The 12,564-nt window shown below is 61.3% G+C and carries 15 protein-coding genes; 9 read left to right on the top strand and 6 right to left on the bottom strand.

Annotated elements, in window-relative coordinates; translation table 11 throughout:
- Positions 1-37: 37 nt before the first annotated feature.
- The 9 genes from ACTXGA_RS17290 to ACTXGA_RS17250 are packed head-to-tail and all read left to right on the top strand — an operon-like array spanning position 38 to position 4,605.
- Complete coding sequence (locus ACTXGA_RS17290) at positions 38-418, top strand: FlgB family protein (RefSeq protein WP_443395815.1); 381 nt, start codon at positions 38-40, stop codon at positions 416-418.
- Positions 419-429: 11 nt separating this feature from the next.
- Positions 430-819, top strand: coding sequence for a flagellar basal body rod protein FlgC (gene flgC / locus ACTXGA_RS17285; protein WP_443395813.1), 390 nt, complete (start codon positions 430-432; stop codon positions 817-819).
- 32 nt (positions 820-851) lie between these two features.
- Positions 852-1,145, top strand: coding sequence for a flagellar hook-basal body complex protein FliE (fliE, locus tag ACTXGA_RS17280; protein ID WP_443395811.1), 294 nt, complete (start codon positions 852-854; stop codon positions 1,143-1,145).
- Positions 1,146-1,149: 4 nt separating this feature from the next.
- Positions 1,150-1,419: a flagellar biosynthetic protein FliQ gene (locus ACTXGA_RS17275; protein ID WP_443395809.1), complete on the top strand. Its 270-nt coding sequence runs from the start codon at positions 1,150-1,152 to the stop codon at positions 1,417-1,419.
- A 1-nt stretch (position 1,420) separates the two neighbouring features.
- Entirely contained in the window at positions 1,421-2,134 is a 714-nt protein-coding gene (locus tag ACTXGA_RS17270) for a flagellar hook-basal body complex protein (protein WP_443395807.1), read from the top strand.
- A 10-nt stretch (positions 2,135-2,144) separates the two neighbouring features.
- The gene (flgG, locus tag ACTXGA_RS17265) at positions 2,145-2,930 is read left to right on the top strand and encodes a flagellar basal-body rod protein FlgG (protein ID WP_443395805.1); all 786 of its coding nucleotides are present in this window, start codon (positions 2,145-2,147) and stop codon (positions 2,928-2,930) included.
- The gene (gene flgA / locus ACTXGA_RS17260; RefSeq protein ID WP_443395803.1) at positions 2,930-3,343 is read left to right on the top strand and encodes a flagellar basal body P-ring formation chaperone FlgA; all 414 of its coding nucleotides are present in this window, start codon (positions 2,930-2,932) and stop codon (positions 3,341-3,343) included. Before flgG ends, flgA begins: the two co-directional genes overlap by 1 nt.
- 8 nt (positions 3,344-3,351) lie before the next feature.
- Entirely contained in the window at positions 3,352-4,080 is a 729-nt protein-coding gene (gene flgH, locus ACTXGA_RS17255) for a flagellar basal body L-ring protein FlgH (RefSeq protein ID WP_443395801.1), read from the top strand.
- 9 nt (positions 4,081-4,089) lie between these two features.
- Positions 4,090-4,605 carry a flagellar basal body-associated FliL family protein gene (locus ACTXGA_RS17250; RefSeq protein ID WP_443395799.1) on the top strand — a complete coding sequence of 172 codons (516 nt, stop codon included), beginning with the start codon at positions 4,090-4,092 and terminating at the stop codon, positions 4,603-4,605.
- A 57-nt stretch (positions 4,606-4,662) separates the two neighbouring features.
- Here ACTXGA_RS17250 and ACTXGA_RS17245 read toward each other — a convergent pair whose 3' ends face one another.
- The 6 genes from ACTXGA_RS17245 to motA form a co-directional block, all read right to left on the bottom strand.
- Positions 4,663-5,094 carry a hypothetical protein gene (locus tag ACTXGA_RS17245; RefSeq protein WP_443395798.1) on the bottom strand — a complete coding sequence of 144 codons (432 nt, stop codon included), beginning with the start codon at positions 5,092-5,094 and terminating at the stop codon, positions 4,663-4,665.
- Positions 5,091-6,179 carry an EscU/YscU/HrcU family type III secretion system export apparatus switch protein gene (locus tag ACTXGA_RS17240; RefSeq protein WP_443395796.1) on the bottom strand — a complete coding sequence of 363 codons (1,089 nt, stop codon included), beginning with the start codon at positions 6,177-6,179 and terminating at the stop codon, positions 5,091-5,093. Before ACTXGA_RS17240 ends, ACTXGA_RS17245 begins: the two co-directional genes overlap by 4 nt.
- Before the next feature lie 6 nt (positions 6,180-6,185).
- Complete coding sequence (locus ACTXGA_RS17235) at positions 6,186-6,953, bottom strand: flagellar biosynthetic protein FliR (protein ID WP_443395794.1); 768 nt, start codon at positions 6,951-6,953, stop codon at positions 6,186-6,188.
- Complete coding sequence (gene flhA, locus ACTXGA_RS17230; protein WP_443395792.1) at positions 6,950-9,031, bottom strand: flagellar biosynthesis protein FlhA; 2,082 nt, start codon at positions 9,029-9,031, stop codon at positions 6,950-6,952. Before flhA ends, ACTXGA_RS17235 begins: the two co-directional genes overlap by 4 nt.
- A 361-nt stretch (positions 9,032-9,392) precedes the next feature.
- Entirely contained in the window at positions 9,393-11,678 is a 2,286-nt protein-coding gene (locus ACTXGA_RS17225) for a hypothetical protein (RefSeq protein WP_443395791.1), read from the bottom strand.
- Positions 11,675-12,544, bottom strand: coding sequence for a flagellar motor stator protein MotA (gene motA, locus ACTXGA_RS17220; RefSeq protein ID WP_443395789.1), 870 nt, complete (start codon positions 12,542-12,544; stop codon positions 11,675-11,677). Before motA ends, ACTXGA_RS17225 begins: the two co-directional genes overlap by 4 nt.
- Between the last annotated feature and the right edge of the window lie 20 nt (positions 12,545-12,564).

Raw genomic sequence — 12,564 nt, 5'->3', positions numbered from 1 at the left:
TTAAGCCTTGATTGAAGCAATCGAGGGAGAAGCCCCGATGTTCCAGAAATTGGACGTCTTCAGAACGGCGATGGCCATGGCGCGCCATGCAGGCACGCAACAGGCGCTGAGCGCACAGAATATCGCGAACGCGGATACGCCCGGTTACCGGGCGCGCGAATTGCTGGATTTCAAGGAAACCCTGCGGCTTTCGCAGGCGGGGCAGCGCGCCACGCGTGACAAACACATGCATGGCAGCACCGACGCCCGCACGCCCGAAACGCATGAGCGCCGGACAGAGCTTGATCCAAACGGCAACGCCGTCTCGTTGGAGCAGGAAATGGTCACCGCGGTGAACGCGAAACGGCAACACGACCGTGCACTCGCCATTTATCGCAGCAATCTCAATATCCTACGCGCCAGCCTTGGCCGCGGTTAACCGGAGTAACCATGAGCGCTTTTTCAGATGCCCTGAATGTCACGACAACCGGCCTGCAGTCTCAGGCTGCCCGGCTGCGCGTCCTGTCGGAAAACATCGCAAACGTCGACACGCCCGGATATCGCCGCAAAATGATCCCCTTCGAGGTGGTCGCAACCGGTCCGGCCGTCAGCGGCGTGGAACCCGGCGATGTCCGGCTGGATCGCCGTGAGCTGACACAGATCCACGACCCCTCACATCCCCTTGCGGACGAATCCGGAAATTACCTAGGCTCCAACGTCGATCTGATCATCGAGATCGCCGACGCGCGCGAGGCGCAGCGGTCTTATGAGGCCAACCTCAAGATGTTCGAGCAGACGCGCGAAATGTCCACTGGCCTGATGGACCTTCTGCGCCGCTAACCCTTTAATTTTCAACGTGAAAGGAGACCAGAATGGACGTCCGTTCGCTATACGCCGCTCAGAAATACGCGGCCTCGAAACCCGCCATGCAGCCCGAACTGGGGTCGGCGAAACCCATCGAAGAGGAATTCGCCCGCGTTACTGCCGAATTCGCAGAGCAGGTGCGCGCGGCCGAAGAAACGGCCAAGACCGCGATGACCGGTGATGCCGATCCGCATGCGCTGGTCGAGGCGCTGGCTCAGTCTGAACTGGCGGTCGAAACCGTGGTCGCCGTGCGTGACAAGGTGGTCGAAGCCTATCAGGAAATCCTGCGGATGCCGGTCTGATCCGATGCTGACAGAGGTCGTCTTCTTCGACACGCTGCGCATGGGGCTGTGGATTGCCACCATCACCTCGGTGCCGATCCTGACCGCAGCGCTGGTCGCCGGGGTGGGCGTGGGCCTGTTTCAGGCACTCACCTCTATCCAGGAAATGACGCTGACCTTCGTGCCGAAGCTGCTCGCCATCGTGGCGGTCTTCTGGATGTCGATGAGTTTCATGACCCGAACGCTCGTGGAATTTTTCCAGGGGCAAATCATTCCCCTCATTACCGGAGGCTGACATGGAAACCGCTGGGTATACCGCCCTTTCGCGACAGGCAGGCCTGATGCGCGAAATGCAGGTGATCGCCAACAACATCGCCAACGCCAACACCACCGGGTTCCGGCAAGAAGGTGTGGTCTTTTCGGAATATGTGACCGGAGGGGATGGCATCACCTCCGTGGCGATGTCGGCAGGCCGCATTGGCACCACGTCGTTTGACCAGGGAACGCTGGAAATGACCGGCGGACTTTACGACTATGCCATCGAGGGGGATGGATTTTTCCTGATCGAATCCCCGAATGGCCAACGTCTGACACGGGCCGGGGCCTTTTCGCCCAGCGCCGAGGGAACTCTTGTCACATCGGACGGCTACCCGGTGCTCGATGAAAGCGGTGCACCGATCTTCGTACCGCCGCAGGCCTCCGATCTGGCAGTCGCACAGGATGGCACCATCAGCACCGATGGCCGCGCCATCGGGCGGCTGGGCGTGGTTCGTCCTTTGGATCCCCTTGGCATGGTGCGTGAGGGCGGGCTGATGTTCCGTGCCGACGACGGCTTTGAACCAGTCGAAAATCCACGTGTCATGCAGGGCTTTGTCGAGTCCTCCAACGTCGATCCGATCCTGCAGGTCGCCCGCATGGTCGAGGTACAGCGCGCCTATGAACTGGGCCAAAGCTTCATGGAGCGTGAGGATGACCGTATCCGCACCGCTCTGAAATCATTCGTCAAATAGGAGCCGTCACATGCGTGCCCTGAAAATCGCCGCCACCGGGATGAGTGCCCAGCAGATGCGGGTCGAGGTCATCTCGAACAACCTTTCGAACATGAGCACTACGGGCTACAACGCCCGCCGTGCCGAATTTGCCGACCTGCATTATCAGCAGATGGCGCGGGCTGGCACGGTCAGCGCCGCGGATGGCACCGTGCTGCCGACCGGGATCCAGCTGGGTCTTGGCGTACGGCCCGCCGCCGTATCCATGCAGTTGCAGCAAGGTGCGCTGTCGGCCACTGGCGGCGATCTGGACCTGGCCATCGAGGGCAATGGCTATCTGGAGGTTACCCTCCCATCGGGTCAACTTGCCTATACCCGCGATGGCGGGCTGAAACGCACCGGCGAGGGTTTGATTGTGACGTCGGAAGGCTATGCCGTCTCCCCCGAAATCGTCATCCCCGAAGACGCCCGCAGCATTTCGATCAATGCCGATGGCGAGGTCTATGCCTATTTCCTCGATCAACCCGAGGGCCAGTTGCTGGGGCAGTTCACCATGTCCGGGTTTTCGAACCCCAAGGGGTTGGAGGCCATCGGTTCCAACCTCTTTGTGGAAACCGAAGCTTCTGGCGCGGCCATTCAATCGACACCGGGTCAGGACGGTCTGGGCACCGTGCGGCAGGGGTACCTTGAGGACAGTTCGGTCGATGCAGTGAGGGAGATCACCGACCTGATCGAGGCCCAGCGAGGCTATGAGCTGAATTCCAAGGTGATTTCGGCTGCGGACCAGATGATGGGCGCGACGGCGCAGGTACGCTGATGCGCTGGTTGCTGATCCTTGCCCTGTCGCCCGCTCTCGCAAGCGCCGAGACCGTGATCGCGACGCAGACCATACGCCCGCAACAGATCATCACGGCAGATGCGGTGCGGTTGGAACCTGCCGAGGTCAGCGGCGCGCATACATCACTCGACGCGGTGATCGGGCAAGAGGCGCGGGTCGCAATCTATCCCGGTCGCGCCGTGATGCAGGGCGCTTTGGGCGAACCCGCCCTGATCGACCGCAATCAGGCGGTGATGCTGGTCTACATCCACGGCGGATTGCGGATCGTGGCCGACGGCCGCGCGCTTGGCCGCGGCGCGGCGGGTGAACGGATCCGGGTCATGAATGTAGATTCAAGAACAGTTCTGTTCGGGACCATCGCCCCGGACGGTTCCGTGATGGTGAGGAAATGAGGACAAATATGCTGCGAACACTCTGCCTGATCGGGCTTACCCTGTCAGTGGCGGCCTGCGGACGGGTCGATCACATCGGAAAGACGCCGGATTTCACCCCGACCACCAGTAGCCCTGAAAAGGTTGCGATGATCGCGTCCGGTCTGCCAACGGCGGCGCCCTCTGGCCGCGAAATCGACAAGGCCTCGCTCTGGAGCGGCGGACAGACCTCTCTGCTGGGCGACCGGCGCGCGATAAAGCGCGGCGATATCATGACCGTCGTGATTGAAATCGATGAAAGCGCCGAGATCAGCAACAAGACCTCGCGCTCGCGCTCCGGCTCGGAAAGCCTTGGCATCCCGCACCTCTTCGGCATTCCGCAGCGCATCAATCAGGGCATCACCGATGGCGCCAGCCTGGATGATGCGGTTTCGGTGCAATCGTCCAGCGATTCCAGCGGCGACGGCTCCGTCCGCCGCAGCGAGAGCCTGACCCTGCGCGTGGCGGCAACCGTCACCGATGTCCTGCCCAACGGCGTTCTCGCCATTCAGGGCAGCCAGGAGGTGCGCGTAAACTTTGAACTGCGTGAACTGCTGGTCACCGGCTACGTCCGGCCAGAGGATATCTCGCGCCAGAACGAGATCACCTATGACAAGATTGCCTCGGCCCGGATTTCCTACGGCGGGCGCGGCCAGATCACCGATGTTCAGCAACCCCGGATCGGCCAGCAGGTGCTGGACGTGATCCTGCCGTTCTGAGGAGGCCCCATGCTGCGTAAATTGCTGCCTGTCCTTTTGGCCCTGATCGGCACCGGCGCCGGTGTCGGCGCCGGCCTGTTCCTGATGCCGGCGCAGGAACCGGTCAAAGCCGAAGAAACCGATCCCCATGCGGAACCAAAGGAAGAGGAATCGCATGCCAAGGCCGATACGCATGAAAAGGACGACCCTTCCGCATCAGCCAGCGAATATGTGAAGCTCAACAACCAGTTCGTCATTCCGATCATGGGAAAGGAACGGGTCGAAGCCTTGGTCGTCGCCTCGCTGAGCGTCGAGGTTTCGACCGGCGGGTCAGCGACCGTCTACCAAAAGGAGCCAAAGCTTCGGGACGTGTTTCTGCAGGTCCTGTTCGATCACGCCAACATCGGCGGCTTCGACGGACCGTTCACCGCCGGTGACCGTATGGACATCCTGCGCTCCGCGCTGTTCGACGCGGCGCGGTCTGTCCTAGGAGCAGAGGTCAAGGACGTGTTGATCACGGAAATCGCCCGGCAGGATTCGGCCTGAAAACCGCGATCTTTTTCCCGGCCCTTGTCAAAATCCGGACGGGGCCGGGGCGGGACCTCAAGTCAGGCCCCGGGCCCTCCCCTCCCGAAGCACGCCCAGTGCGTCCGTTGCATCCGCCTCTGCCTTGAGGCGGTTTTTTCGTTTTTGGGCAATCTCTTCCCGGGCCAGCGACTGCGCGGCCTCGACTCTGGAAAACGCCAGGCGTGCGCGTCCAAGACTGTTTGCCTCCTGCGCCCTTGCGACGGCGGACTGGCGAAGAACAGTAGCGCGCTTGGCGACCAGCCAACCTTGCCACAGCGAATCCGCGCCCAGCATCTGCCGTGCGCCGATGGCCCCGACATCCGCCTGAGCGGCGTGGCGCATCGCGTCGATCTGCGCCAGTTCCCCTTCCAGCCGGGCCGTTTCAGCCAGGTTTCGGCGGTGTTGCTCCAACTCACGTTCCAGCAAGAGGTCCGTGGCCTCGGTCAGATCATCATATTTGGTTTTCACCAGCCTCGTTCCTTTGCTTTCTTGCGCATCTGGTCCGCAAACCGGATGGCCGCCGCAACCGGGCGGTATTGTTCCTGGGAAATCTGGTCGCCGATATCCGCCGTGGCATAGAGCGCGCGTGCCGTCGGCGGGTCGGAATGAATGGGCACGCCGTTGTCCTGCGCCGCTTTGCGGATCCGGGCGGCAACCTCATCCTGGCCTTTGGCCACGCAGACGGGTGCGGACCCCGGCAAACGGCTCCAGCTCAGCGCGACCGCGAAATGCGTCGGGTTCACGATGACAACGTCGGCGTTTGGCACCTCTGTCATCATCTGGTTGAGCGCCATTTCCTGTGCACGCATGCGTCTGTGCTGCTTGAGATAGGGATCGCCTTCGGATTCCTTCATCTCGTCGCGCAATTCCTTCTGGGTCATACGGTTCTTGCGAATGTGCTCCGCCCGTTGCCAGAAGACGTCGATGCCCCCGATCACCGCCGCAATCAGCACGACGATAAAGAGGAAGTCCCTCATGAGGTCCGTCATGCGAATGACAACCTCTGCCGGGGTTCCATGGGCCGCGCCGGTGATCAGATCCAGCTGACCGCGCAGAAAAACCGCCAGCAGAACCGAATAGACTGTCAGTTTCACGAAGCTTTTGAAAAATTCGAACAATCCCCGGCGGCCGAACTTGTTCTTGGCGTTTTCAATCGGATTGATGCGAGAGATTTTGGGCTGCAGCTTGGTTCCCGAAAAGGCAAAACCGCGTGTCGCGAACAACGTCAGCAGGACAAAGACCCCCGGTGCCAGAAGCAGCGGCAGCGCCGGACCAAGTCCGGCCAGCATGACCGACCCCACAACGCCCGCCGCACCGTCACGAAAGAACAGTACCTCAAGCCGATCCGGCTGTTCGATCAGCGGCAAGAGCGCGTCGGCGAATTGAGTCAGGCAATAGCCGCCAACCGCCACCAGACACGTCAGAAAGCCGAGATAGGCCATCGCCGTCTGCAGATCCGGCGCGCGGGGGATTTCACCCTTCTTGCGCGCCTCATCCAGTTTCCTCTGGGATGGTTCGTGGCTCTTTTCTGCGGCTTCGTCCTGTTGCGACATCAGCGTCTACCGGAACGGGACCGCAAGGAAGCCTTCGAAGGCCTGCAACCATACGGACAGCATGATCGGTGCGGAAACCAGCAACAGGGCAATCGAACCAAACGTGATCACCGGCGCCCCGACAAAGGCAACCATGAGCTGCGGCATGGCTTTGTTGATGACGCCAAGCGTCAGATTGTAGAGGACCGAAAGGATCACGAACGGGGCGGCAAGGCTGAAGGCAAGTGCAAAGCTCTTGGCCACCTGGTGACGCCCGGCCTCCGCGATGTCGGACGGATTGGGAAATTGCATCACCGGGATCAGTTCGTAGGACAACACCAGGAAGGCCGCGGCCTTGACGTGAAACCCCGTCGCCATCATCAGCGCCAGCGCCGCAGTGGTCAGGATGTGCCCGATCGCGGGAAGCGGATCCATGCCCGACTGGCCAAGCAACTGCGACAGCGAGGTCGACTGCGCAGCAATCGCGCCCGCAGTTTGGATCGCAAATATGAACATCCGCAGCATAAGACCAAGAAACAGGCCCGAAACAGTCTCTGTCGCCACTGCGGTCAGGAACGCTTTCAACCCGGGGTCGGGCAAGCTCAACCCTGGGACGACGGCCGGCGCGACGATGGCCGTGAGGCCAAGACCGATCACCAGCCGGACCCGGACCGAGATCATCTGCTCTCCCAGTCCGGGCAGGGCGAACAGGGCCGCCGCAACCCTCAGAAAGACGACCAGCAAGGACCAAAGCCCGGTCGACAACAGATCGATCAGGGGCTGAGCGGCGATCATGCCGCCACCACGCCGACAAGCGCTGGCCGCGCCTCCAATCCGATTTCCTCATAGGACATGACCGGGTTACTCAACCCCTTGGCAACCATGACCGTGCGCAGGAACCGCCTGCGGCGGGCCGAAGTCACCACAGCCGGCAGGACGCCGCGGTTGCCCGCCTCTCCGATTGTCGAGGCCAACCCGGTGGTCAGCGCCTCGAACCGGTCAGGCGGCAGCGCCACGTCCAGCGATCCATGACTTCCTTCGACTTGGTAGGAGAGGAAGGTTTCCTCCCATTCCGGCGCCAGTTGAACCAACGGGATCGTCCCGTCGTCGCGCCGCATACCCGCCACCAGCTGGAACCCGAGCCGCTGGCGTACATGCTCACAAATCGCTTCCGGCTGGGTCTGCTGGCCGCGCATTTCTGCAATGGTTTCAAGGATCAGGGGCAGGTTGCGGATCGAAACCTGTTCATCCAGCAGCAACCGCAGAACCTGCAGCAGCGTATCCATCTGCACCTTGTCCGGGATCAGCTCATCCAGCAGCTTGCGGTTCGCTTCGGCGCGCGTCTCATTGCTGAGTGTGACCAGCTCATCAAGCAACCGGCGCAGCGCCTTCAGCGTCAGGAGGCGACCGAAGTTGCGGCGTATCACCTCCAACAGATGCGTCGCCAGAACCTCAGTCGGGGTGACGATCGTGGCCCCGGTGATCGCGGCCTTTTCCTGGTCTTCCGGCCTGATCCAACGTGCCGGTGCCCCATAGACAGGCTCTGTCACATCGCGTCCCTGCGGCAGCGCGGCGCGATTCTCTGGCATCAGGGCCAGGACAAAGTCCGGGTTCAACTCTCCCCGCGCCATCTCCACCCCGTGAATCCTCACCGCATAGGTGCCGGTCGGAAGGGATGGTGCGTCGGTCAGCCGGATTTCAGGCAGGATAAGGCCGAAGGTCGAGGCGATATGCGTCCGCATGTTGGCGATCCGCACGTCCAGCCCGGTGCCGGGATCCAGCACCATGTTCACCAGATCCGGCGCAAATTCCACGTGGATGTCATCCAGATCCAGAACATCGCCCATGCGTTGTGATGCCGGGGCGACCGGCTCTGCGTCTTCCTCGGAGTCCTCTGCCGTTGGCTCTGGTCGACTGGACAGACGCCACGCCAGATACCCAAGGACACCCGCACCAAGAATGAACGGAACGAAAGGAAGACCGGGGACAAGCGCAAACAGCGCCATGAGGACCGCGACCGCCACAAGCGCCGAGGGGTGCCGACCAAGTTGCGCAGTGATCGCGACATCCGTCGCCCCCGTGGACCCGCCGCGCGCCAGCAGCAGGCCCGCAGCGATCGAAATGATGACGGCCGGGATCTGGCTGACAAGTCCATCGCCCACCGTGAGAATCGCGTAGGTCTCGAGGGCGCTGGACAGCGGCATGCCGTGGCCAACGGTCCCCATGATGACGCCCATCACCAGGTTAAGGATCGTGATCAACAGGCCCGCGACGGCATCGCCCTTGACGAATTTCGACGCCCCGTCGAGCGATCCGAAAAAGGTAGTCTCCTGTTGCTCGATCTCGCGGCGACGTTTGGCTTCGGCATGATCGATGGCACCGGCGGACATGTCGGCGTCAATCGCCAACTGTTTGCCCGGCATGCCATCAAGCGCGAAACGCGCCGAAACCTCGGCCATGCGGGCGGAGCCCTTGGTGATGACCGCAAAGTTGACGATCATCAGGACACCAAAGACAACAAGCCCGAGGAAGATGCTCCCGCCCATCACGAAGTTAGCGAACCCCTGAATGACTTCGCCCGCGGCATGCGTGCCGGTGTGGCCCTGCCCGATGATCAGCTTCGTCGAACTGACATTGAGTGAAAGTCGCAACATCAGGGAGGTCAGCAGGATTGTCGGGAAGGCCGAAAAATCAAGCGGACGCTCGATGAACAGGGTGACGGTGAAAATCAGGATCGCAAGACCGAAAGAGGCAGCAAGCCCAACGTCCAGCACCCAGGAAGGCATCGGCAGAATCATCATGACGATGACCGCCATGAGCGCCAAGGCCATCAGGATCGTCGGTTTGAACAGCGTTTTTATGTCAATATTCATTGTGCAGGCCCTCGGTCGCCTGGGAAAAACGCTTGGCTCGGGAGAGAATAACTCGAATTCGGGTATTGAGCCCTGTCCCTCACCCGTTCGTCCCGCCACGTGCGACCGGTGATGCGATCAGGCGATGGGCACCTTGAGCGCATTTCAACCCTGATCGAGTCCGTTGCCTGCCGGAGAAGAGCGACGCCAGAAGGGCTCCTCACGAAATCGGGCCAAACCTCGCGCCAAAAACGCTTGCGGTGGCCTTTACCAAGTCCGGTCACAGCCCTTGCGATACCGATTTCAATCAACCCTGACCCCTCCGCCAGCTACATGGTTGATCAAGGGTTAGCCAGAATGCGTTGATTTTCGGTAAGTACGATCAATCAGTGTCAGGAATAACTGTGGCGTCCAACAGGGCCCGCAGCGTTTCGCGGCTGCGCGCGCTGCCTTCGGCGAGCGCATTGACAGCGCCAAGCCGGTCTACTGTCACCGCGGCATCCGTCGGCTCATCGCGCATGAGTTCCGCCGCCGGAGCAAGCGACCCGTCGCTTTGCGCCACGTCCTGCCAGTCCCCCGAGAGCCACGCAGAGGTGACAGCGCCTTGCGTGTCCCCGAGATCGGCGAGCAAGGTCTTTGCAAACACGTGGTCCCCCATCTGGCGCCGCGCCTCGGCACGCAAACGGGCGATGTCATCCCCTCTTTGACCGATGAGGATGATTTCCGCATCCTCCGGTCTGAACATGGCCAACAACGCCTTTGCCCGCAGCACCCGCGCAGCCTGCAGGGTGTCGATCGAAGCCCGCGCATCGAGTTGGCTGATGGCCAGCTCCGGCAGCCCAAGCGACAGAAAGCGGTCAGCGATGTCGACCACCAGCGTGTCCTGTTCCGGGAACGCGCCCTTATCCAGAAAACGGGCAGCGATCTTTAGAAAGGTGACATCGTCGGCATCCTCGAGGAGCGCGCGCAGGGCAGATTGCGTCATAGCGGCAACCGTTTCCGCAGAGATGCCATGGTCGGTTTCAAACTCGGCAAACGCCGCATCGAAAGCCTCATTGACCAACAGTGAACGGACATAGGACTGCCAGAGCTTTTCACCGTCCTCGCTGTTGCGCAATTCCGTGGCGAAGGCTTCGCTCAGTTCGACGATCCGCTCGGGGACGCGGGAGTCCGCAGCCTCCGCCAGATCAATTGTGGCCACGATCGCTTCGGCGGCCTCTGGACCCCCAGAGACGGACAGGTCATGCAGCCGTTTGCCTACTGTTTTTTGGTCTCCGTGCTTCAGATCCAACCGCGCCTTGCCAAGCGAAATGCTGTCGGTTTCCTCGCCTTCCATCCGCTGCAACCGGCGCAGGACATCGCGGGCCGCATCGGAATAGCCTGCTTCCATCAGATTTTCGGCCAGTGTCGGCCCGAGATGGCTGCGCAGATGCTTGGGCAACGACTCGAAGGTGCGAGTCACGGCCGCCACATCGACCGCAGGGTCCCCCGGTTCCGGCACCCCTGCAAGCAATGACCAAAGGGAGGCATAGCCGTCGCAGCCCGCATTCCCCGAGAAATGGTGCGCGGGATCAGGCTCGCCGTCGACGATATAGGTCATCGAGAGTTTTGCGCCGGCTGGTGTTTCCGCCGCCATGGAAAGGATTGCCCGGGCCTCTGCCCCGAAACCAAAGTACAGGAGCGCCTTCGCATAATCATTCAACGCTGCCTGATCGATCCGGTCGAATTCTCCGAAAACCTTGCCGCGCCGGTCCGCCAGAACGCGGGATGGATCTGTGTCAGAAGAGACCCAAGTGTGCAGCGCAAGGGTCGAGTTCGGCTCGCAGGGGTCGCCGCCAACGGCGATATGACCTTTCTGCAGAGCATCATGATCGATCCCCGAAAGACCAGCAGCCAATTGCCGTGCAAGCTCTCCCGGTTTGTCCGCTTCCGGCGGAGTCGCGGAGGGCGCGGGGGCCCTGTCGGCGGTCTTCGGTTGATTGTGTGGCAACTGAACGGCGGGATCCAGGAGCCCGGTCGTCGCCGCAATTGCAAGGTCGGCGGCGATCTGTCTTCCCAGTCCATCCGCGGCCTCGGGATCATCGGCAAGCAAGCCACTGTCGGACTTGTCGGGACCGGGGCTCGCGGGCGCTGACGGCAACAGGGGCAAGAGGGCATTCCGTTCTCGAGTCGGGCCCAGCCCGGCATGATCACCGACCCGCACTTCGGACAAATCGCCGATCAAGGGAGATGGACCACTGTCCTGACGGGGTCCGCTCGGCCCGCCGGGGGCGATTGTTTCGGTCGATACCGGGGTGTTTGCCGCGTATTCGACGGAGACGTCTATCACCAGCATATTGCCTTGCAACACATAGGCTTCGGCACCGCAGGCACAGGCCAGGGCGATGTCCAAACCCTTGCCATCGGCGGTTGGCGAGATCCCCGTTACCCGTTCCGTCCCGATCCGGTCGAACGCGCGGGACGTGTTGAACTGCAGCCCTTCGGCGGCAAAACTCAAAGCGATCCGGCGGGCTTCTGGGTCCGGCGTGATTTCCCACTCTGCGTTACGGGGAATCGTCAGGACGAGGCGTGTGAACGCCCCGTGTTCACCGCCTCGGACAGTCACCGATTGAGCCGCCAGCGCACTTGGCAAGAGACAAACCAGAACCAGAAAGACCCAACGCGTCATGCTGCCTCCTGCTTGACTGATTTCAAGGCTTCTTCCAGGTCTTCAAAGCTTGGGCGATTGTGGCCCGGTGTGTTTTGCCGACCGACCTCGATACAGATGTTGGTCGCATGGTTATACAGATTGGCGACAAGCACCTCACGAATGAGGTGATAGAAATGCATGTCCTCTTCGGCCACGGCTTTCACCTTGGACGCGAAAGGCCCGACCAGACCATATGCGAGGAAAACACCAAGAAACGTCCCCACCAGCGCGCCACCGATCAACTTGCCCAGTACTTCGGGCGGCTGGTCGATGGAAGCCATTGTCTTGATCACGCCTAGAACCGCCGCGACGATGCCCAGCGCGGGCAGCGCATCTGCCATGTTCTGCAACGCGTGGCTGGAGTGCAGTGCGTGGTGCTGCATGGCGTCCAAACGCTTGTCCAGCACCTCTTCGACCTGATGCGGATCATCGTAATTCATCGACACCGATCGCATGGTGTCGCAGATCAGCTCGATCGCGTATTTGTCAGCCAGGATCTTGGGGTATTTTCCAAAGATGCTGGATTCCGACGGTGTTTCGACATGCTCTTCGATCGCAACCGGGTTCTGCCGGGCCAGACGGATCAATTCGAACAACAGGCACAACAGGTCGCGATAATCGTCCGATTTCCATTTTGCGCCTTTGAACACCTTGCCCACGTCCTTGAGCGAGTGTTTGACCGTGGCCCCGTCATTGCTGATCAGAAAGGCCCCAGCCGCCGCGCCTCCGATCATCATGAACTCGAACGGCAGCGCCTTCAGGATGATCCCCAGTTTGCCGCCCGCGGCCAGGTATCCGCCAAAAACCATGGCGAAAATCACCACGATACCAATGATTCCGAGCATTCCTGCGCTCCTGATCCAAT

The organism is Antarctobacter jejuensis, from assembly GCF_052266595.1.
In the GTDB taxonomy this organism is placed as follows: Bacteria; Pseudomonadota; Alphaproteobacteria; order Rhodobacterales; family Rhodobacteraceae; genus Antarctobacter; species Antarctobacter jejuensis.
The sequence above is the reverse complement of the archived record's forward strand: the minus strand, read 5'-3'. Positions and strand labels throughout refer to the sequence as shown.

Bases quoted from the DNA above. Each gene is read 5' to 3' on its own strand.
- ACTXGA_RS17270 (WP_443395807.1), top strand. From the start codon at position 1,421: ATGGAAACCGCTGGGTATACCGCCCTTTCGCGACAGGCAGGCCTGATG.
- ACTXGA_RS17225 (WP_443395791.1), bottom strand. From the start codon at position 11,678: ATGACGCGTTGGGTCTTTCTGGTTCTGGTTTGTCTCTTGCCAAGTGCG.
- flgC (WP_443395813.1), top strand. From the start codon at position 430: ATGAGCGCTTTTTCAGATGCCCTGAATGTCACGACAACCGGCCTGCAG.
- ACTXGA_RS17290 (WP_443395815.1), top strand. From the start codon at position 38: ATGTTCCAGAAATTGGACGTCTTCAGAACGGCGATGGCCATGGCGCGC.
- motA (WP_443395789.1), bottom strand. From the start codon at position 12,544: ATGCTCGGAATCATTGGTATCGTGGTGATTTTCGCCATGGTTTTTGGC.
- ACTXGA_RS17240 (WP_443395796.1), bottom strand. From the start codon at position 6,179: ATGTCGCAACAGGACGAAGCCGCAGAAAAGAGCCACGAACCATCCCAG.
- flgG (WP_443395805.1), top strand. From the start codon at position 2,145: ATGCGTGCCCTGAAAATCGCCGCCACCGGGATGAGTGCCCAGCAGATG.
- ACTXGA_RS17275 (WP_443395809.1), top strand. From the start codon at position 1,150: ATGCTGACAGAGGTCGTCTTCTTCGACACGCTGCGCATGGGGCTGTGG.
- ACTXGA_RS17250 (WP_443395799.1), top strand. From the start codon at position 4,090: ATGCTGCGTAAATTGCTGCCTGTCCTTTTGGCCCTGATCGGCACCGGC.
- fliE (WP_443395811.1), top strand. From the start codon at position 852: ATGGACGTCCGTTCGCTATACGCCGCTCAGAAATACGCGGCCTCGAAA.
- ACTXGA_RS17235 (WP_443395794.1), bottom strand. From the start codon at position 6,953: ATGATCGCCGCTCAGCCCCTGATCGATCTGTTGTCGACCGGGCTTTGG.
- flgH (WP_443395801.1), top strand. From the start codon at position 3,352: ATGCTGCGAACACTCTGCCTGATCGGGCTTACCCTGTCAGTGGCGGCC.
- flgA (WP_443395803.1), top strand. From the start codon at position 2,930: ATGCGCTGGTTGCTGATCCTTGCCCTGTCGCCCGCTCTCGCAAGCGCC.
- flhA (WP_443395792.1), bottom strand. From the start codon at position 9,031: ATGAATATTGACATAAAAACGCTGTTCAAACCGACGATCCTGATGGCC.